At 53.9% G+C, this 17,491-nt stretch carries 16 protein-coding genes; 8 read left to right on the forward strand and 8 right to left on the reverse strand.

The features are described 5' to 3' along the window. The first annotated feature begins 61 nt into the window (after window positions 1–61). Window positions 62–1,690 carry an SIR2 family protein gene (locus CPY51_RS30575; RefSeq protein ID WP_111164116.1) on the forward strand — a complete coding sequence of 543 codons (1,629 nt, stop codon included), beginning with the start codon at window positions 62–64 and terminating at the stop codon, window positions 1,688–1,690. Between the two features lie 65 nt (window positions 1,691–1,755). Here CPY51_RS30575 and CPY51_RS30580 read toward each other — a convergent pair whose 3' ends face one another. Beyond that, the gene (locus tag CPY51_RS30580) at window positions 1,756–2,658 is read right to left on the reverse strand and encodes a hypothetical protein (protein ID WP_111164117.1); all 903 of its coding nucleotides are present in this window, start codon (window positions 2,656–2,658) and stop codon (window positions 1,756–1,758) included. Further along, window positions 2,655–3,710 (reverse strand): toll/interleukin-1 receptor domain-containing protein, encoded by a 1,056-nt coding sequence (locus tag CPY51_RS30585; RefSeq protein WP_195909662.1) that lies wholly within the window; start codon window positions 3,708–3,710, stop codon window positions 2,655–2,657. The genes CPY51_RS30580 and CPY51_RS30585 overlap by 4 nt, the downstream gene beginning before the upstream one ends. Window positions 3,711–4,136: 426 nt before the next feature. Here CPY51_RS30585 and CPY51_RS30590 point away from each other — a divergent pair, with 426 nt between their 5' ends. Continuing rightward, window positions 4,137–6,434 carry a TIR domain-containing protein gene (locus CPY51_RS30590; RefSeq protein ID WP_111164119.1) on the forward strand — a complete coding sequence of 766 codons (2,298 nt, stop codon included), beginning with the start codon at window positions 4,137–4,139 and terminating at the stop codon, window positions 6,432–6,434. Window positions 6,435–6,798: 364 nt separating this feature from the next. Here the strand turns inward: CPY51_RS30590 and CPY51_RS30595 are convergent, their stop codons facing one another. Beyond that, entirely contained in the window at window positions 6,799–7,203 is a 405-nt protein-coding gene (locus tag CPY51_RS30595) for a hypothetical protein (protein WP_195909663.1), read from the reverse strand. Window positions 7,204–7,584: 381 nt separating this feature from the next. Here CPY51_RS30595 and CPY51_RS30600 point away from each other — a divergent pair, with 381 nt between their 5' ends. From CPY51_RS30600 to CPY51_RS30615, 4 genes are all read left to right on the forward strand, one after another. After that, on the forward strand, window positions 7,585–7,995 hold the full coding sequence (locus CPY51_RS30600; RefSeq protein ID WP_111164120.1) for a hypothetical protein: 411 nt from the start codon (window positions 7,585–7,587) through the stop codon (window positions 7,993–7,995). 32 nt (window positions 7,996–8,027) lie between these two features. Continuing rightward, on the forward strand, window positions 8,028–9,134 hold the full coding sequence (locus CPY51_RS30605; RefSeq protein WP_111164121.1) for a hypothetical protein: 1,107 nt from the start codon (window positions 8,028–8,030) through the stop codon (window positions 9,132–9,134). A gap of 179 nt (window positions 9,135–9,313) precedes the next feature. Next, a complete protein-coding gene (locus tag CPY51_RS30610) occupies window positions 9,314–10,087 on the forward strand; it encodes a hypothetical protein (protein WP_146260213.1) in 774 nt (257 codons plus the stop codon). A gap of 227 nt (window positions 10,088–10,314) precedes the next feature. Then, window positions 10,315–10,629 carry a helix-turn-helix domain-containing protein gene (locus CPY51_RS30615; protein ID WP_111164123.1) on the forward strand — a complete coding sequence of 105 codons (315 nt, stop codon included), beginning with the start codon at window positions 10,315–10,317 and terminating at the stop codon, window positions 10,627–10,629. Between the two features lie 145 nt (window positions 10,630–10,774). Here CPY51_RS30615 and CPY51_RS30620 read toward each other — a convergent pair whose 3' ends face one another. Together CPY51_RS30620 and CPY51_RS30625 are read right to left on the reverse strand one after the other, a co-directional pair. Next, the gene (locus tag CPY51_RS30620; RefSeq protein WP_111164124.1) at window positions 10,775–11,227 is read right to left on the reverse strand and encodes a hypothetical protein; all 453 of its coding nucleotides are present in this window, start codon (window positions 11,225–11,227) and stop codon (window positions 10,775–10,777) included. 107 nt (window positions 11,228–11,334) lie between these two features. After that, entirely contained in the window at window positions 11,335–11,574 is a 240-nt protein-coding gene (locus tag CPY51_RS30625) for a hypothetical protein (RefSeq protein ID WP_111164125.1), read from the reverse strand. 60 nt (window positions 11,575–11,634) lie between these two features. Here CPY51_RS30625 and CPY51_RS32605 point away from each other — a divergent pair, with 60 nt between their 5' ends. Beyond that, a complete protein-coding gene (locus CPY51_RS32605; protein ID WP_154677747.1) occupies window positions 11,635–11,805 on the forward strand; it encodes a hypothetical protein in 171 nt (56 codons plus the stop codon). A gap of 418 nt (window positions 11,806–12,223) precedes the next feature. Here the strand turns inward: CPY51_RS32605 and CPY51_RS30630 are convergent, their stop codons facing one another. Together CPY51_RS30630 and CPY51_RS30635 are read right to left on the reverse strand one after the other, a co-directional pair. After that, complete coding sequence (locus CPY51_RS30630; RefSeq protein ID WP_111164126.1) at window positions 12,224–13,171, reverse strand: TniQ family protein; 948 nt, start codon at window positions 13,169–13,171, stop codon at window positions 12,224–12,226. 466 nt (window positions 13,172–13,637) lie between these two features. Further along, window positions 13,638–15,002 carry a hypothetical protein gene (locus CPY51_RS30635; protein WP_146260214.1) on the reverse strand — a complete coding sequence of 455 codons (1,365 nt, stop codon included), beginning with the start codon at window positions 15,000–15,002 and terminating at the stop codon, window positions 13,638–13,640. A 342-nt stretch (window positions 15,003–15,344) separates the two neighbouring features. Between CPY51_RS30635 and CPY51_RS30640 the strand changes: the two genes are divergently transcribed. Further along, window positions 15,345–16,271, forward strand: coding sequence for a hypothetical protein (locus CPY51_RS30640; RefSeq protein WP_111164128.1), 927 nt, complete (start codon window positions 15,345–15,347; stop codon window positions 16,269–16,271). A gap of 279 nt (window positions 16,272–16,550) precedes the next feature. Here the strand turns inward: CPY51_RS30640 and CPY51_RS30645 are convergent. Next, the coding region (locus tag CPY51_RS30645; RefSeq protein ID WP_111164140.1) for an IS3 family transposase at window positions 16,551–17,491 on the reverse strand (941 nt) is incomplete at its 5' end.

A 17,491-nucleotide genomic window follows, 5' to 3' on the forward strand; every position in this document is an offset into this window, starting at 1 on the left:
AGCTGCCTTTTCGGGTTTGCCACTGAGCCGTTCCGCGGCTACGTTTCAGCGGGGGACTCACATGTCTAAATATCTGCAATTCTTTCCGAAACCGTTGCTCGACGATCTCGCCAATGGCCGTTGGTTGCCCGTGATTGGAGCGGGGATGTCCTTGAACGCGACGCTTCCCGCCGGGAAGTCGATGCCGCTATGGGGCGAGCTTGGTAAATCATTTGAGCGTGATCTCGCGAAGTTTTCAGCGACCGGACCAGTGGACGCTATGTCCGCCTATGAGCATGAATTCGGGCGGGCTCGTCTCATAGAACGGCTATCTGAAATCCTGCACATTCAGCATGCTCAGCCAGGTGACGCACACCGAGCATTCTGCTCGATCAAATTCGACATGGTCTGCACAACTAATTTCGATTTCCTGCTGGAGCGCCAGTACGAATCCATCCCGCGTTTCCTGAACCCAGTGGTGGACGAAGAACAGCTTTCATTGAATGTTGCGGCCGACGGAACGGTGCTACTGAAGCTCCACGGAGATCTTCGTCACCCATCTCGCCTTGTCGTAACTGAAGGAGACTACGACGGCTTTCTGACCAACTACCCTCTGATTGCAACATATTTGGCAAATCTTTTAATCACCAAGACCGCCGTGTTGATTGGATACAGCCTGGATGACCCCGATTTTCGTCAGATCTGGCACGTCGTCTCGCAGCGGCTTGGGAAAACTCGACGCCAAGCCTATGCCATCGCTGTAGGAGCGCAGGCGGCGGACGTTTCACGCTACGCTCGTCGCGGAGTAACTTTGATCAACCTGCCGCGCGGCAAGAAAAGGTACGGAGACGTTCTTGCCGCCGCTTTTGATGAGCTTTCAGCCTATTGGCGCAACCGCGTCCTGGAAGTAAGCACCGTGACTGAAGAGGCACCTCTGCGTGAATTAAAACTACCGAAGGAAGCAAGTTCGCGCCTAGTGTTTTTTTCGCTCCCGCTACATCGGCTACCTGTATATCGCGAGCAGGTATTTCCACCGGTTGAGGCTTTGGGCATCGTCCCTATTACTGCCGATGACGTTATCTCACCCGGTGACTCCATCACTGCGAAGATAGACGCTTTGATGGATCGGGCTATCGCGATCGTGGTGGAGGTTGGCAGCGTTTGGACAGAAGCCGAACTTCGTATGGCCATTAGCCGAGCAAGTGAGGATGTTTCAGGAGGCTCTCGTACTCCACTTGTGATCGTCATCGGCAACGCCCCAACCCCAATTACTTCGCTTTCAGCGAGGAATCCCAACACTATCTACGTCGATTCCGTCACGGAGAGCGATCAGGGTCTTCAACAGCTGTTGGACGCTTTGCGTGGAGTGAAACCTTCCGAAGCCGCGCTTGAACTCGAGCCTGCGCGTCTCCTGGCGACCGGCGAAAATCAAGCCGCCGTTATATCGGCTATGAGCGTCCTTGAAACTTCATTGCGACGACTTCTCGATAAGCCGGAATGGAGCCGCGTCCGCCGTCCCATGTCGATGCAACAGCTCATCGAAGCGGCCGCGGGGCAAGGCCTACTTCTTACGAAAAACTATCCGGTCAGGGATTGGATCAAAATTCGGAATGACGCTGTTCACACGAGTGCCCCGGTCAACCGCGAAGTTGCGCGAACAATTGTCGAGGGAGTTGTCGATCTCATCTCCCAGCCGGGATTGAAGTTGTAATAGCTGGTGGCTGTCTCAAATCTAACGTCTATTCCGCGTTTGCTCACACCTAGAAGGGAACCGGGCTAAGCCGTTTGAGGTTTTCCGTCACTCAACCACGATTGAATAATGTCGACGGTGTCGCGGGCTATTATTTCAGCACGATCATCGCGGGCTACCGCGTTGAGCCTAGCGACGACTGAAACGGGAATGTGATTCCTAAATCCTGCTGCCATCGTGAGGGCATTACCATAGCTATCCATCTGTCTGCCCCGGGGAACCTCGGATGCTTTGTCGAGCAACTGGAGCGAGATGGCGAGATCTCGCGTCGCGCCACCGTATGCCGCCAGCGGGATCATCGCCTTACCCTTGTCCAGCGCAAGTAAGGCCTCCTCGATGATGCCTGGCATACTGCCGTGATATTGGTCGCCCTCAGTATCGAGAAGCCCCATCTTTCCTCCGATGGGGACGCAGGCGTCAACGAACTCAGCTAGAACCCGGCGGGCGGAGCTCGTCGCAAGAACAATGTCCAGATCACCTAAGCTTGCAACCCAAGATGTAAGATCACGATCATCTTGAAGTTCGACTGCAGTGTCTCCTTCGCCCATGACGACCTCTTCATCGCCAAGCCTAACAGGGAAAAGTTTGTCATTGGCACATACGTAAGTGTTGCAGGTTCCCCGCCGCTCCCTCAGGGCGTCGGCAAGTACGTCGTAGGTCATGCTGGCAACGCTGGGATGGCTTATAATGTGAACAAATGGCACATTGCCTAGATCGGCATAGCCTCTTGCTAAATGCCGAAAGATTTTGAATGCAAATCCTTCGGGCCGAAGATCACCGCCGTATACGATGATAGCGCCCGCACGTACAAGCGCCATGCATACCGCTAGCAGAGCGCGGTCAAATTCGCGCGGCGGTATCCCAAGCTTTAGATGGTCCGGCGGAACTGATAAGGAGATCTGTACGCGGACGTTTTCTAGCGCATTCATGATATCTCGCTCAGCGTTTGAAGCATGACGGTTCCATCTGCCATTCGCTTAAGTGCCTTGTTTATTAGCTCGGCCTCTAACCTAGCAAGCGGCGGATCAGGATATATCACGCGCGTCGGCTGAATGGCACAATCGATGATATCGAAAAGCTCTGGAGGGCGCGGGAGCACCATAACATCGTCGCCGGTAACGCCCAAGCGGCTTGACACCTCGAGATTGAAGAGGTCACACCGGAGGCCCTCGGAGAGGCATTCGACAAGTAGGGGCTCGATCCAAGCTGTTTCTCCGGCGACGGGATTGATCCTCACTTTCGGAACGTTTGCGCCATAGGGATAAGTCCTGCTGACACGAACACGTCCAACATCCGCAAGGACGATTGGACGTCTCGCTCGCTTTGCCTCAGTCAATTCAAACACACACCAAGGCCTGCTGTCGTAAGCGTCAGAGACGATTGCAAGAAGCGTTCCTGAGTCAATGGCATCCTTGAATGCATTCGCGAAGTTGTCGCCAGGTGATAGTTCCTTTGCATCATAAAACGTCTCTAGGGGAACGTCGTTATTCCTACTGTTAACGTAGTCGACAATCGAACTGGCAGTATCGTCGCCGTCAATCTTTGCGTGGCTGACAAAAAGAGGCTCATCCTTCCTTGTTTTGAACACTCGTTTCAAGTGATCCCTGATTTTGAAAACCGCGTGAAGCAACAGGTGAGTCCCAAGTCCTTCTGGGCTTATGGAATTTTTCCAACTGTCCCGCCGGGAGTACTGCTTGTCGCGACCCAGGTCTGGGCTGAGAGGCGATGCACCCGCCGGATCTCCGAACGCCATATACAGATCTACGGACCCGCGCTCCGCTATCTGTTTGTGGATACCTTCGACATAGGATTCCCAATGCTTCTTTACGTCAGACGCCGCCATCACATCATCGTAAAGGAGGATCACGGCATTATAGCGGGCGCGTGAGAAGTCGATGGCGAGTGGAAGGACCGAACCGTCAATCCATGGTTCACACCAAAATCTGACAGGCACTCGATGGGCGACACCGTCTCTTTCCATCCCAATTCCGTCAAAGTGGCGAGATATTCTTTCTGCATAGTCAGCGGATCGTGGGGCTACCGTTGCTGTCGGTGAGGCGCTCGATTTTTTCGGCTTTTGTCCTAGACGGCGCTTTGCCCAGACGACATGAATCCTTAGTGCATCCATAGATTTACAGCCGTCACGGCTCCCCCATATAGGCCACAGACACACGCTTAGCTCTGCGCGAGAGTTGTATACCGAACCAGCCAGTGCGTCTAAAGTTTTCGTCTGTTGTCACAACGATGACCAGGCTTTGACATCTGAATTCTAGGGGAGACTCATAGGCATCGTGAGTGCCCCGAAGTCTGGAACGCGCGGCGATTATTTGCCACCGCTAGAGGAGGGCGACGTCCCGTTGTAACTTGATTGGTCCTACTCTAGATTGTCTCGAGAAGGGGCCGCACAATGGACGACAGCACCAAAAGTGACAAGCAGCTTGTCGCCGCGCGGACCAGTCGGCGGGGATTAAACTGGAGCACTATTTTTGGGTACGATTTCTTTATTTCCTATCGGAGAAGCGATGCTACGGGATACGCGTCCGCTCTCGCATCAGAACTGAAGAAGGCGGACTTTCGATGCTTTCTTGATGATGAATCCGCTGTCGCTGGCGACATTTTGAAAGAGCGGCTGCTCGCTGCTTTACGCCGAAGCAGAAAGTTGATCGTCATCGCGAGCCCTGAACTGGCCAAATCGACCTGGGTACCGGTGGAAGTCGAAGCCTTCTTGGGCACGGGCCGCGATATTATCTCTATCAACATTCAAAACGGCCTCGACATCGCGGCCGCATCCAATTCCGGCTATGCTCCTCTCCTGAGCAGACTATGGATAGACGAGCTTCCTGCGAAAGGACCAAAAGATCTCCCATCCGACCATGTCATCGGGAATTTAATAAAAAACTTTGCGGATCGCCGTGCTAACCGAACACTGAGAATGGTTCTTGGGTTTATTGGCGCTTTAATTCTAGCCTTGGCGGCATTCTCTTATTGGCAACGCGCCATAGCCATAGATCGACTAGTGACGGTTCAAAGCCAAGCGATTGCCGCTGACGCTAGAAGACAGGTTATCACGGAACCCTATGCGGCTTTGGCAACAAGTGTCCGCGCGTTCGACATTCAGCCCTCTCTGGAAGCTCAAGCGGCACTCCTTGAAGCTCTTTCGAGAGTGCGTCGCGTGAAGCGATATTTACCATGCCCAGACGGACAAAAGGCAAACGGCGTTGCGTTTTCCCCTGATGGAACTCACATTGCGACAGCCTGTGCCGAAGTCGGCGGTCAAACGACGATCACGGTTCAGGAGCTTGGCGGAAAGAATTCATTTTCAGTCTCAGTAGGTGGCGATGCGCGAGACCCAACATTCACAGACGCGACGCATCTCAAGTTAGGTCAAGATGGCAAATTCGGTCTGCTTGATATCAACAGTCAAGTCGTCACCCCGACCGCTCCCTTGCCGTCAGCGCAGGGACCTACGCAGCAAGAGTTACAAGACATGCTGCCCACCGACTGTTTGGGAGCCTATCCGAACGCAAAACGTTATTCTGAAATAGCGATATCGCCTCGGGGATATGTAGCCTATGCAACCGATATGAACGAGATCATAATCAAGCAGGATGGGGTGAACGACTGCCAAGTTCTTAGCGCTCACACTCACAACATTCTCGCAATGGCATGGAGTCCGGACGCGAGCTATTTCGCATCGGCAGGCGCAATCGAAGATGGAGACAGCCGTCATGGAACCATTCTCTGGGACCTCAGCTCATCTGGGTCCTTAGCAACAGTTCTGGCTGCAGGCCGAACGGAGCTATCCCCCGATCTAACTCAAATAGCCTTAACTCAAGATGGGAAAACATGGATCTGCGCCATGTGCGGATCTGGGGCGCTGTGGAACAATCAGGATGTACCGCTGCCGGATGATGTAAATCCATATGCCGTTACGTCGCTAGCAATAGATTCCACTGGCTCGATTGCAATAATGGGCATTGATGACGGGAGGGTGGTGACCATCACGCGCACTGGCAACAATTTTGCTTCGCGCACCCAGCAACTATCGAAGGTAAGAATTGAAAAACTATTTTTCTATCAAAACGGAGAGTGGGCGGCAGTTGATGGAAATGGTCAGGCTTGGCTAGCGTCCGTGGGAGGCATTCCGAAAACATCGGGGGAGCCTCAAGAAATGGCATGTTACGATCTCGCATCTGGCCCTTCGTTGATCTCGGATGTCCCGGCTGCCGGAAAACTGCACGCCTTACAAGTAACTAGCCTAGACACGAACCACCATCGGCTGTTGGCTAATGTATTGGATACAAATATCTGTGGAAGTATCAGCTACGACACCAGAACCGGCTCCGCTATAAGGACGTCCGCATCCTTTTTACCCGTTCTGATCACACCGGCGAGTCCTCGCGACGAGGTGGGGCTAATGGAAAATCCGCTCCGCGACCCTGATGGATTACCCACGATTTTAAAGCATGCCGCTGTCGCGACGAAAGCTTCTAGGATCGTCGTATCCAGCAACGAGAATTCCCTGGCAATATTTGATTTGACTGAGAAGCAACTTGTTGGGGCTTACGATTTGCCAGGCATCCGTTCTCTTGCGGTTTCAGACGATGGAAATACTCTTCTATCGAGTGCTGATGACGGAGTCGTGTCGCTCGATTTGAATCCAGAACACTGGAGGGCGGCCGCGATCGACATCCTCGGAAAATGACCATAGCGGAGCCGACTTCAACCTGATCAAATATTTCGTAGTTCGGCGCCATGGGGCGAATATACGGAAGCAGCGCATTCAGAATGCAATGGAATGGAATGATTGGTTTTTGGCTACTGGCGTACTTCAACTCAGGACGTGTGGCCATTGACGAAGGGCCTCAATTGCGCAGTGGGTTGACCCGGCCCCAGCAACTGGCGGCACGGATTCCTTAGGGAAAAGAATGCGACCTACTTCCCTCGGCTCCTGTTTCTGCGGCGTCGCTATCCGGCCCAATCGCGATGCGGTGGTTGCTCTCGTGGCGGTTGCTGCGCTTCGTGTTCTCGCAGCAATCGCGTCAAAATTGCACGCCGCGGTCAAGGCATTAAATTCGGGGATTCTTGCCTGCAAGCTCGGCAAAAGTAGATTTCAGATTGTGGTCACGGGTAGGCGATGTCTCCGTCTGTTGAAGAACGAAGATTGCTTCCCCAAAGATTTCCCGTCTTCTTCCTATTCTGGCATTTATGGCTCGGGCTTGTTCTTCAGATGGCGTGTTGGAGCCAGCCGTTGGAACGGACGCCTCATTCTCGATCATGTCGATAAGCAGATTGCGCATCACGCCGTTCTCTTCCTTCAAACGGTTTAGCGCCCCGCTTGGACCTGAGGACGACAACTTGCGGGCGATCGTGTCTTCGATGGTTTTTTCGACGAGCCGGGTTTTGGCGGCGAAATAGCGTGCAACGAAAAACGTGCACACGACAGCACACATGACGGGGATGAGATACAACATTAAAAGGCTCCTACTACCTGTTTGAGATCGTGATGGATGCAGGCATTTTCAAGATGCGTGCAGAATGTGACCCCCGCGATGAGTAATCTGTCGAATGCGCGGCGAGAGCAGTCGATGCCTGGAATGCCGCCCGGCCGCCGAGGCGTGTGCCCTCTGGTACCCGTCCCCAACTGGCGAATAGCCCACAGATCACCGAGTCCTTGCCGTAGATCGCAGAAGCCTGCCGCAATCTCCCTCCGCTCAACGCCGGATACGGTCCGGCAGAGGCACTGAGCCTCCCTCGACCGACTGCAATTTTTCGCGCTTTCAACAACTAAACTTGACCTCAAGCCTAGCGAACTTTTTCAACTCTGGGTATGAAGGCTGCTTAAAGGGGGTATCATGCGAAAACTACTTTTTATTCTGATCAGCGCGGCAACGTTAGCGGGGTCCGCAAATGCGCAGTCGAGCGTAAAAGCCAATCATAGAAACCAATTGATCGAAAGCTACCGAGCCTTTATCGGCGAGGCAGACCTTTTCAATTCGTCTGGCACGAGGTTGACCCAGCCGTGGCAAATCATCCGACAGGACCGAGCTAATTTCCACGAGTTCGGCGTCCGTGATCGTGACGATGAAACCGACTCTTTCTTTGCCGACGCGGCCAATCGTCAGGCGCTTGAACTAATGCTTCGCAGCGGAACGATGACCCGAGACGCTGCCAACATGATCGTTCGTGGCAACGTGTGGGTCGATGTCGACATCTACGGCAGTCAAGGTTCCGGGCGTTGGATCGACGTCACCGTCAGGGACTAGGGTTGCATACATCGAGAACGGAAAGTCGTCCTATGAACCATTCACTGGCATGGGGTCTTGGTGCCCTCTTAATCATCATCAGTTCCGTCGCGGCAGCCCAGTCAATGTCCGGCGTTTCTGTCGGTGGCAATCGCCAGGAGCTCGACGGCTTGGGGAGTCCCCCGGTTTCCAGCCAGGCGATGGGCCCTCACACCGTTGAGAAATATAAGACGCCAGGGGGGAACGATCTCTCGGTGACTTACCACCGCTCGTCCGGCAAAATTGTCTACCTGGAATCGGATTGGGGTGGCGAAATGGCTGGAGCCTTCGCGGATTACGACGGTTTCAAATACGGCAAGACGACTTTGAGTGAAATTAGAACAAAACTCGGAAGCAATGGCTTCAGGTTTAAGGATCGACCGCCTGCATCATCAACGCCCGATGGCGGGATCTCGCTGTTCAACTCCTATGAGATTAAGGGGCAGAACACCGTGGCGACATTCGTAACGAGTATCTCGGCGGAGGTGATCAAGTCCTCAAGGAACAAGGGAGCCGACCCTAATATCGGCGACATCGCAACCCTGACAGCAATTGTCATTGGCGAGAAAGGCTATCTCGGAACAATTTGGGGCGAGGATAAAGTCATGTCGCCCAACTACTCTCCAATTGATTGGCCTGGCGGTTCTCCCGATAGCGCCCCGACGCCGCCCCCCGCCCCACGACAAATCCATCCCACGGACTATCCCGCACAACCTGTTTACCGAGGCAAAACCGCGAAACCTGATTTCAGCGGCCGGAACGCGCACTTCAAGAGCTTCCGGACCCGTATCCGCGAAGGTATGGCTCAGGGACCGGACTTCGCCGGTGAGTTTTCTGTGATTCAGTTCGGGTGTGGCACAGGCTGTTCAGCTGTGGTCGTTGCAAACAACAGAACTGGGCAACCCTATGATTTCCCACGAGGTGGCGAGGACAACACGTACCTCACGCTCAAGTACCATATTGACAGTCGATTGATGGTCGCGCAGTGGGGATCCTACGACAGCGGCAAGTGCTTCATGGAATATTTCGATTTCGCTCAGGGGATCTGGAGCGAGGTTGGGAAGCGTGAGGTCGGTCCGCTTGACGCTTGCTACAACGACATCGAAGAGAACGCGCCGTGAAGAACGTTAGGTTCGATCGTTCCATAGACAGGCCACTCGCCATTATTTTAGCGTTGTTTGTCACCGTTTGCTCGGGCCTCTGCCCAGTCTTTGCGACCGCTGCAGTGATCGCGAAGGTTGACAGGGCTGAATGCCAGGTCGCACTTTCCGGAGCAATCGCTTCCGGTGATCTTGATAGGTTGAAGGCCTTCGCGTCCAGAGGTTCCTCGCTCTGCCTTGATAGCGCCGGTGGCGACTTCCTGGAAGGCTTGTCAATCGCCGAGTGGTTGGCCGGGCGAAACGTCACGACCGTCATCGCAAATGGTGCTTCCTGCTACTCCGCCTGCGCCATCACGTTTATGGGTGGCAGTGAGTGGGAGGAGATCTATCTCCCGAAGCGAAAGCTGCATGTCGGCGGTCGCCTGGGATTCCACGCCCCATATCTCATCGCAATTGGCAAGACCTATTCCGGTCTTGAACTAGAGGCCACGTACAGCAGCGGTCTTCAGGCCGTGGCGCGAATGATAAAGCTCGGAGCGCAGATGGGTGAGGTAGGCTTCATTCCTGAGCGGGTGATGCTGAAGTTGCTGGCCGCTGGTCCCAACGATCTCTACATGGTCGATGACGTGATCAAAACTCGGGAGTTGGGTATCGAGCTCATTGGTGAGCCCAAAGCAACATGGACGACCGCGGCTTTGTGCAACGCCTGTGTCGTTCGAAATGAGCGGCGTGCTCGAAGCGATGCCTGCGACCACCCGATTGCATCTACGATGGCAGAAAGAGACGTGGTTCAAACGACGTTTTTCGGTTTCGCGGGAGAGGGGTCCTACTATTGCTCCGTGAGGCTCAACCGAAAGACGGGCAGGGCCTCGATCGCCGCCACGCTCACGGAAAATAAAATCTCCGAAAAGGGTCTGAAGTTCGCTCCGCTTGAAGACGAGGATGCCCTGCCAGTTGGATTGAAAGAGGATTGAAGGCTTTTAGGTCGTGTTTTCCTGCTGCCGCGGACGGCGTCTGTCTTAGCCGCGACATCCCCTCAGTTGTTCGGGAGTCTACGCAAACGAGAATCTATCCGCGTCGATAACAACCGCGTAAAAGACCGCTCGGCAGCCATCGAGGTTGCTTTTCGATTATACCGTTAAAGGTATACACGGACCGTGATATACTTTATACGGTATGTTTTTATGTGGGGGACTGCCGAATGATACAGGGAGTGGACTTCAGCAGGTTTCGGATTTTGAGGGAGGCGAAAAAGATGAGCCAAGCCGAAGTCGCAGACCTTGCGGACATCTCACAAGGCAAGGTCTCGATCATCGAGGCTGGAAAAGCGAACCCAGAGGTCACCACCCTGAACGCAATATGCGCCGCCCTTGATGCCGAACTCATATTGGTTCCTCGGCGAATAGGTGGCGACGTGCGAAATTTGGTCGACAGGCATCTGAACCGCCATGTGACGCCAGTCGGGGCCGTCATGTCGGTGAGGGATGAGGTATTCATCCCGGATCCGAAAGATTGAGGGCAGCGGTCTAGCAACCAAACCTAACTCGGTTTTTTCGATCTTCGAGGTGGATGTGAGCATCTTTGCCTTCTTGCTGATTCCGCCGATCGCCGCCGATCGCAAAGAGAATAACGACCTTTCGCAGAGTGGTGTCGGCGTCCTCTCAAAGATCGTCGATCAACGCCAGTAACGTCGCGAGTATCAGTTTGACTGCCGTAACGCGGCCGTGAATCTCCAGCGGAGAGACGCCAGGCTTTTCTCGCTCGTCAGCAACGGACTGCAGCATCTCTGCTACGATCCGCATACCTTCGCAAACTGCTTGAAGCCTAGCCCGGCTATTCCAGTTCGTCCTGCTAAATTTTAGATCCAACGTCTCACTTGGCTCGGGAACGGGGTAAGTGCATTCGAGGCCGTTGAGAATGGAAGACAGTTCCATCGATACCTGGCGACGGCTGCTCCGCGAATGGGCACCTTTTACGTCGTAGGCCGTGCCAAAGGACTCTCGGAATTTGAAAATGGTGTTGCTTACGGATTGGAAGTAAGTGGCGTATGCTCTGAAACGCTCAAGTACAACTGGCTCAGTTGTTGAGGCGTAGGTTTCTTCAATGGCTGTCATGATTACTGATCGGATTGCGGTTTCTTAAGCGTTGACCGCATTTTGGATCGGCGCAAGGCGGAAAAGTAGGGCAGCTTGCGATGATTGTGACGAGAACAAACCGTTCCCTAGAAGGCAAAGGCAAGGGAAGCTTGTGTGCGACGGATCTTGGCGGTTGGAAACTCCTCCGCACCGGCATAAGTCAACAGGCGTGGGTAGTGTAGCATCGCGATATCAAGCGTGAGAGGGGCCTGGCAGAAGCGCTGGCCGTGCGCCAAAGTATCGATACGCTTCGAGCTCTGGACAGAGCTGTCGAGGAGAGTGGGCAAGACGTGCCGTCGGTGGCTGAACACGCTCTCCGCCGTCATCTCAAAGTCTGACGGGCAACGGTGCAGTCGCGCCGATTGACCCCAGCCACGTGAGTCGCCGTGGCGACAAAAGTCGAGAGCAAGAAAATCGTGTTTGACCTGAGGGTTGTCGCGGCACGCTTAAAGGACAGCTTGGCGATGCTGGGTGGAAATTTGGCTTCAATGAATGCTGAATGCGCATTGGCAGTTGCTCGTTACGCCAAGGATTTTATGGCCCACCAAAGGCAGTAAGCTCCTTAATTCGCTGTTCCGTTCGGCGACGCCGCACACGTGGTTTTCCTCAAGAATGCTAATTATATTAGGAGTTTGCAGCGCTTTGTTGGAACTTAACTTTAGCCTTTCTAAGAACAGGTGGACTTCCACTCGCAAACGTACCACGACCGTTTCGAGGTCGGGGGCCTTCGGATTAGCATTCCCTTCTTAAACCAGAGTTCCAACTGTTTGACCGAGCAACCGATATAGCTGGCGGCTTCGACCGGGGTCAGGCGCGGTTGGTCCTGTTGGGAGATCGCAACACCTTGCCATCGATGCGCCGGTCTCGTAATTCGGATTGAGGAGATTGCTACTCTGCTCAAGGAGAGCGATCACATGTGTTTCCCGAATGCCAAATCTATCGCGGCCGTCTTCATCGAATAGAACTTGCGAGTTCTCAGGCACCGAAAAACGCTTGCCCTCTTGAGATTGGCACATTCGCCTGCGCGTGGTCTCGGAAAAAACTGAACAAGGCGCTGTAGGCCGGGTTCTCACCTTCATTCTTGAGCCATTGCCAGACTGGTGAATAAACAAAGCGAAGGGAGCGGCCTTGATGGATTGCTGTTTGAACATGGTTCGAAAGGAAAATGGAGATCGCAGGCAGTCCAATCTTTGCGATATCGAAGCCCCTGAAAATCTGGTTCTCGCTCTCTTTACTGAATGGCGTCTCTTTCGATAGCGAAGCGCTGCGAGCAACGCGATCGAGTTCACCGAGGACCTCACACAGCTCAAGTGCTAGGTAGGCGGGGATCATGTCGAGGAACTCTGATCCCGGTTGGCCACCAATTCGAGATGCAAAATAGGCATTGGCAGGATGCGGAATTCGCACCAATCGCAATTCCGATGTTTCAACGATGGCGGGCTTGTTCCCAACGAGATCGTCGCCAAATTCAATCTCGTCCGGCCGATATTGAAGCGGCACACCATGAGTGGGACAATCGACCACGACCTTCAAAATGTGTGAAGCCCGGAGATAGGGCCTGACGCCCGACCGCCGCGTTCCTTTGCACAAGTCGTCTGCAACGCAGGCTGGGCAAAACCGCATGCCCATAGTGTACATTTGATGTCGCCTTAAAGCTTGGCCACCGAAGTTCAACATCCTTCCGGGGCCAATCGCGAAGCGTGCGAGACGGCTGACTGGTACGCCAGTCCAAACCGCGAGTTTTGACAGTGTCCGCTCGTTGCCGGACCGCACTTTTAGTTTGTCCAGACCCACAATATCACAGAACTCGACGAGTGATTGGAAACCGTTCGCTTTTGCGACGCGAGACAAGAAGCTCAGCGGGAGTTCGTCATTATGCAATTCGACGGCGACGGGAAGCCCGGCAGAATGGCAGGAGGTCATTCGCGCAACCCCCGCACGGGTTTAAGCCCAAGGTCAGCACGCAGAATATGAGGGATACAAACATCGTCGTCAGTCGCGACGAGCTTTCCGTAAACGAACTTACAGTCGTATGGACCAACTCCGCCAGCAAGGGTGGAGGTGAATGTTCAGGAGCTGGGTTTTTAAGGCAATTCGATCCGTAGGCTCAATAAGCCTGGAGCTATTGACATGAAAATTGCAAATTGCCTTTTGGGGCCGCATCTTAAACCTCAATGTTGTGCGCGACGCTATCGCTAGGCGGATCGGAAGGCTATAGATCAAGTGGAACTGGTTTTATCTTTGTCGATAGATGAAGCTATCATCGGCGGGGGCCATACTCAATCCAAGGCAACTTAGCGAGTGCTGGTACAGGTCCAGATAACTCGATCATACTCGTAAGACTGCAACCGGCTCCTGCGATCGGCGCCAATCGGATTGGAGCGTCCCGCTACTCGCGCTCTGGGAACCTTATCCAACTTCTGTCCCGAGTGCCTGCTGCCGTTTGCAGCCGCTCCTTTAACGGATAGTCACCCAGGAACCTTAGCTTCCCCGTATCAAACAGCTCAGAAAAATGCGCTTTACGGATCGCCAGCGTTTTCGCCCAGGTCTCTTGAACATCGCCATGTAGATTCGAGGCTGTAACCCTCACTGCGATTGACAGGTCGTTCGTTGCCAAGGGCTGTACCTCCATAAAGGCCACTACGTCGACGCGTCGACCTTGGCGAAATTCCTTGCAATGCAATTCGCCGTACGGACTACGGCCTGGCTTGACACCCCAGTGAAGCTCATGATCGCCAGGGTTTCTGGGAAAGGGCATGTGGTTTGGCACGGGAATGGCAAAAATATTTTGACGCTTTGGAGGCCGAGGTGCCCCCACGTCACTTGCATGAAATACGGTGTCGAAGCGGCCTCCTCCTATAGTGACCTCAGCGACAAGACCATTGGCGGTGACTGGCCCAACGTTCTCGATAGTTATAGTAAACCGTAGCTGGTTGGATATCGTCTGGAGGCTTGCCGACAGTTGCTTTACCCAACTCGGTATCGTTTCATCGCGGTATTTTCGATGGCTACCATCACCTGAAAACCCAGCGATAAAATCCGGGATATGTCTATCCTGATGGTCCTCAGGTCTGTCGACTACGAAGCGGGCACGGACAGCGTTCGCTAGATCGTAGTGTTCGTGTTCATCGAGTGGCGAAACAATCAGTGCTTTGAAGTCATCTGGCAGCTCTACTTCAAGCGTGAGTTTGATCTCAGGCTGGTTTCTTTTCAGGTCTTTAACTTCCGCTTTAAGACGCAGGTTCTCCTTCTCTTTCGCACCCATCTCAGGCGGCAGCAGCCAATGCTCAGGAAGGAGCAATGTCCGGAGATCATGCCGTATTGCCACTGCAATCGGGTTCACGTCGTGGCTGATCAGAATTGATCGCGCAAGATCAATACCTCTGACATTGAGCATCTGACCAACCACTCTGTGGTCGCCTTCGTTACGATCAAGGTCAAGGCGCTCATAGTCAACGGGGTCGCAGGCAGCCAAAGCAATGTCGACGACCACACGTTTGTCGGCAATTCGAACCGGTTTCCGCTCGACAACCGATGGCGCAATCAACCGACTGAAGGCACGAGCCCTTTCCGCTAGTCGGCCATCTCGTTTGCGTTTGTCGATTTCGGATTGGACCTGAGGCAACACAAGAAGCAAGATAGGTCCGGCGATATCGATCTCTTGCCATGGCAATTGAGCCAAAGGATGGCTTTCCAGTACAACCATCGTGTCGATGAAAACAACGGTTGAGTAACTGTCCATTTCTTCCGGCAAGCGATCTCCCTGGATTCTTTTGAACTACGAACGGCGATTACGCCCAGGAGCAACGGCCTAGCTTCGCTCGGCTAGATCTTATGGGGTTCAGCACCAACGTCGAGCTCCCAGGACATCGATGCCCACAGTTCACAGCGCTTTCAATATTCGATTCTTGGGTTACATCGAATCGGTTCGCAATTAATCTCATTCAAATATTATCACAGACCTGCCCATCTCCTTTAAAGTCGTGCGAGCGGGGATACCGGCTTCCCAGTTCGGTCCCGTTTTTCGTTTTCAGAATGCAGCCTTTAAGACATCATCAAAGCGTGTTGGTTAGAGATGGCGAAAAAGAGGTCCATCATGCCAGAACACGCAAGAATTTATGGAACGAACTTCACTCACGCCGCCGATGAACTCGTTATCGAGCCAGCTCTTAGGAAGCTACGATGGATGTGTATCGGATGCGATGCGGAGATGAATTCGGTTGCTTGGGACCCGAAGCGGACATTCAAAATGTCGCCTCATTTTCGGATCGAGGGATCGCATGACGTTGACTGCGATGGCGCGGAGTTTCGGCGATTGAGGGGCGGCGCCGTTTATATCGGGCGCCATAGCGATGGGATGCCAAAAAAGTTGCGCCTCCTTGAGCTACGTGATGAAGACGAAAAGGTATCGACAGCCAGCGTCGCTGCGACAATGCCAACGACAAACCGCGATGTCGGTTCTAATCTCCAGCGCCCTCGTAGTGACGGCACCTTCAACATGATCGCACGAAGCTACGTGATGTTTCCAAAACAGCATCATGAGAAGTTGGAAATTCTCAATTGGAAGCCCGAAAGCTATAAGCGACTGTTTTGGCGCCTTCTCAATTATGGCGAGATGGGTCCTCCAGAAATTCCTTCGCACTGTATATTTTTCGGTCCAGTAGCTACGGACGCCGCAACAATTGGAGTCGACAACATCCTGACGGTTTTCTTGCGCCGCGGTTGGTGGCAAACCCCAACAAACGATAAAGAGAAGGGGAGGTGGGGAAGCCGTTTCAGCATCTCCGTCGATCTCTCTCGCCAAAAAGATCGCCATAAAAAGACGATCACGAACAATGTAAGCGAATGGATCGCAGAGCAAAGACAGAATTCATCCGGCAATGAAGAGGTCTGTGCCTTTTTTATAGGTCACCGTGAGACCAATCAACCTCTTGAATTTGTTGTCCCGGATCCTCGGTTGCTTTGCTTCCTCGCAACTCCCAAGACGCTTTTCGCCGCAAAGCCAAGTAAGCCGCTAGCTTAAGCAAGGCATCTGCGTTCCATCGACGGTACGTCGCTTCGCTTGCATAAGAGCACTCGATATCTTCGCCGTGCGCATTCATGCTGTAGCGAACTTCGTCAACAACGATTTGATATCTGAATTCAAGAAAGGCCGCCTTGAAAGATAAAGTCGAGGGGCTGGACCTCAGCTCTTGAAGCGTGCGCTGATCCGGATCATCAGGCGTCAAGCTTCTGAAGGTGTGGCCTCTTTTCTTGACGAACACGCCAAAATGGTTTGCCTTAGTGACCTGCCACTGAACTTTCATCCGGCAGCGATTAGAGCCTCGGCGGTTTTGGATACGCCAATTGGCGCGGTGTAAGCAACCGGCGGAAACGCGAAGCTTCCATCTCGCGCAGCGTTGGAGCCGGTTGCGGCGATGATCCCGGCATAACCTGCCGGGGTCTGGTATCCGAGCGATGAGTGCGGTCGGAAATTATTGTAATCGTCGGCCCATTCAGCAATGGCGCTTCGGGCATGGTCGAGGCCGAAGAAGAGGCTCTCGTTGAGCAACTCGTCGCGCATACGGCCATTGAAGCTCTCGACATAGCCATTCTGCATCGGTCTTCCCGGCGCGATGTAGTGCCACTCGACCTTATGATCCTTCGACCACGTAAGGATGGCATTCGAGGTGAGTTCGGTGCCGTTGTCGGAGACGATCATTCCGGGTTTGCCTCGCCGTTCGACCAGCGTCGTCAGCTCTCGCGCGACACGACGGCCGGAGATCGAGGTGTCCGGGATCGCCGCCAGGCATTCGCGCGTCACGTCATCGACAATGTTGAGAACGCGAAAGCGTCTGCCGCAGGCAAACTGGTCGTGGACGAAATCCAGTGACCAGCGGGCATTTGCCTTCGCTTCGACCAGGATCGGCGCACGCGTGCCGACAGCACGTCGCCTGGCTTTGCGCTTGCGCACGGAAAGACCTTCCTCTCGATACAGCCGGTATATGCGATTGACGCCGGACGGCTCTCCATCCCGCCGAAGCAAGACGAACAGCCGTCGGTATCCGAAACGTCGTCGCTCGTTCGCCAAGTCGCGCAGCTTCGCTCGCAATTCGACCTCCGGCGGTCGGCAGGACCGGTAGCGGATCGACTTGCGGTCAGCGGATATAATCTGGCAGGCCCGCCGTTCCGAAAGGCCCATCACGGCCCTCAGATGCGTGACGGCTTCACGCTTGGCGGCAGGCCCTACCATTTTTTTGCGAG

It is taken from the genome of Arminella tubonensis, from assembly GCF_003240585.1.
Classification (GTDB): Bacteria; Pseudomonadota; Alphaproteobacteria; order Rhizobiales; family Rhizobiaceae; genus Rhizobium; species Rhizobium tubonense.

What these genes read in the sequence shown, in the direction of transcription:
- CPY51_RS30625 (WP_111164125.1), bottom strand. Translation starts at nt 11,574, where the DNA reads ATGACGGCGGAGAGCGTGTTCAGCCACCGACGGCACGTCTTGCCCACT.
- CPY51_RS30600 (WP_111164120.1), top strand. Translation starts at nt 7,585, where the DNA reads ATGCGAAAACTACTTTTTATTCTGATCAGCGCGGCAACGTTAGCGGGG.
- CPY51_RS30605 (WP_111164121.1), top strand. Translation starts at nt 8,028, where the DNA reads ATGAACCATTCACTGGCATGGGGTCTTGGTGCCCTCTTAATCATCATC.
- CPY51_RS30620 (WP_111164124.1), bottom strand. Translation starts at nt 11,227, where the DNA reads ATGACAGCCATTGAAGAAACCTACGCCTCAACAACTGAGCCAGTTGTA.
- CPY51_RS30590 (WP_111164119.1), top strand. Translation starts at nt 4,137, where the DNA reads ATGGACGACAGCACCAAAAGTGACAAGCAGCTTGTCGCCGCGCGGACC.
- CPY51_RS30595 (WP_195909663.1), bottom strand. Translation starts at nt 7,203, where the DNA reads ATGTTGTATCTCATCCCCGTCATGTGTGCTGTCGTGTGCACGTTTTTC.
- CPY51_RS30630 (WP_111164126.1), bottom strand. Translation starts at nt 13,171, where the DNA reads ATGACCTCCTGCCATTCTGCCGGGCTTCCCGTCGCCGTCGAATTGCAT.
- CPY51_RS30640 (WP_111164128.1), top strand. Translation starts at nt 15,345, where the DNA reads ATGCCAGAACACGCAAGAATTTATGGAACGAACTTCACTCACGCCGCC.
- CPY51_RS30615 (WP_111164123.1), top strand. Translation starts at nt 10,315, where the DNA reads ATGATACAGGGAGTGGACTTCAGCAGGTTTCGGATTTTGAGGGAGGCG.
- CPY51_RS30575 (WP_111164116.1), top strand. Translation starts at nt 62, where the DNA reads ATGTCTAAATATCTGCAATTCTTTCCGAAACCGTTGCTCGACGATCTC.
- CPY51_RS30580 (WP_111164117.1), bottom strand. Translation starts at nt 2,658, where the DNA reads ATGAATGCGCTAGAAAACGTCCGCGTACAGATCTCCTTATCAGTTCCG.
- CPY51_RS30585 (WP_195909662.1), bottom strand. Translation starts at nt 3,710, where the DNA reads ATGGAAAGAGACGGTGTCGCCCATCGAGTGCCTGTCAGATTTTGGTGT.